The organism is Streptomyces ziwulingensis (assembly GCF_039542605.1).
Taxonomy (GTDB): domain Bacteria; phylum Actinomycetota; class Actinomycetes; order Streptomycetales; family Streptomycetaceae; genus Streptomyces; species Streptomyces ziwulingensis.
On sequence record NZ_BAABIG010000156.1, the window covers coordinates 1 to 1068 of the forward strand.

At 63.9% G+C, this 1068-nt stretch carries 2 protein-coding genes; one reads left to right on the forward strand and one right to left on the reverse strand.

Features of this window, described 5'->3' with window-relative positions:
• A partial coding sequence (locus tag ABEB00_RS35875; RefSeq protein ID WP_345624925.1) for a hypothetical protein occupies positions 1-266 on the reverse strand: 266 nt, incomplete at its 3' end.
• Between ABEB00_RS35875 and ABEB00_RS35880 the strand changes: the two genes are divergently transcribed.
• A partial coding sequence (locus ABEB00_RS35880; RefSeq protein WP_345624926.1) for an IS3 family transposase occupies positions 204-1068 on the forward strand: 865 nt, incomplete at its 3' end. The genes ABEB00_RS35875 and ABEB00_RS35880 overlap by 63 nt on opposite strands.

A 1068-nucleotide genomic window follows, 5' to 3' on the forward strand; every position in this document is an offset into this window, starting at 1 on the left:
TCGGCCGAGACCCTGCGGAACTGGGTGAAGCGCGACGAGGTCGACTCCGGTAAGCGTCCGGGGACGACCACGGAGGAGTCTGCGCAGATCAAGGCGATGAAGAAGGAGATCGCCGAGCTGAAGCGGGCGAACGACATCTTGAAGGCTGCGGCGTCTTTCTTCGCGGCCGAGCTCGACCGGCCACACACTCGCTCGTAGCGTTCATCGACGAGCACCGGGCCCGCTTCGGCGGTGTCGAGCCGATCTGCCGCGTACTCACCGAGCACGATTGCAAGATCGCCCCCTCCACCTATTACGCCCACCGCAAACGACTTCAGGCCCCATCTGCCCGCACCGTCCGCGACGCCGAGCTGAAACCACTCATCCAGCAGATCTTCGAGGTCAACTACCGTGTTTACGGGGCCAGGAAGGTCTGGCGTGAACTACAGCGTCAAGGCCAGGTCGTGGCCCGGTGCACGGTCGAACGCCTTATGCGTGAGCTCGGTGTCGCCGGTGCCGTCCGTGGGAAGAAGATCATCACCACGATCCCGGACAGTTCCGTCGAGCGGGCGCCGGACCTGCTGGACCGCAACTTCGTCGCTCCGGCCCCGAACCGCTGTTGGGCCGCCGACTTCACCCACATCAGCACCTGGTCGGGAGTGGTCTACGTCGCCTTCGTCGTGGACACCTTCTCCCGCCGGATCGTCGGCTGGTCCGCTGCCACGTCGAAGGAGACGATGCTCGTACTGGACGCCCTGGATATGGCTCTGTGGCAACGCTACCGCGAAGAACACCCGCACCAGGCAGGTGAGTTGATACATCACTCCGATGCCGGGTCGCAATATACGAGTTTCCGGCTCGCCGAGCACTTGGACGCTGCCGGCATCGCGGCCTCGATCGGCTCCGTTGGCGACGCCTATGGCAACGCCCTCATGGAGTCCACGATCGGCTTGTTCAAAACCGAGCTGATCAAGCCCGGACGACCATGGCGAACCCTTTCCCAGGTCGAACTCGCCACCGCAGAGTGGATCGACTGGTACTGCCACCGCCGGCTCCACGGTGAAATAGGACACATCCCACCCGCCGAAT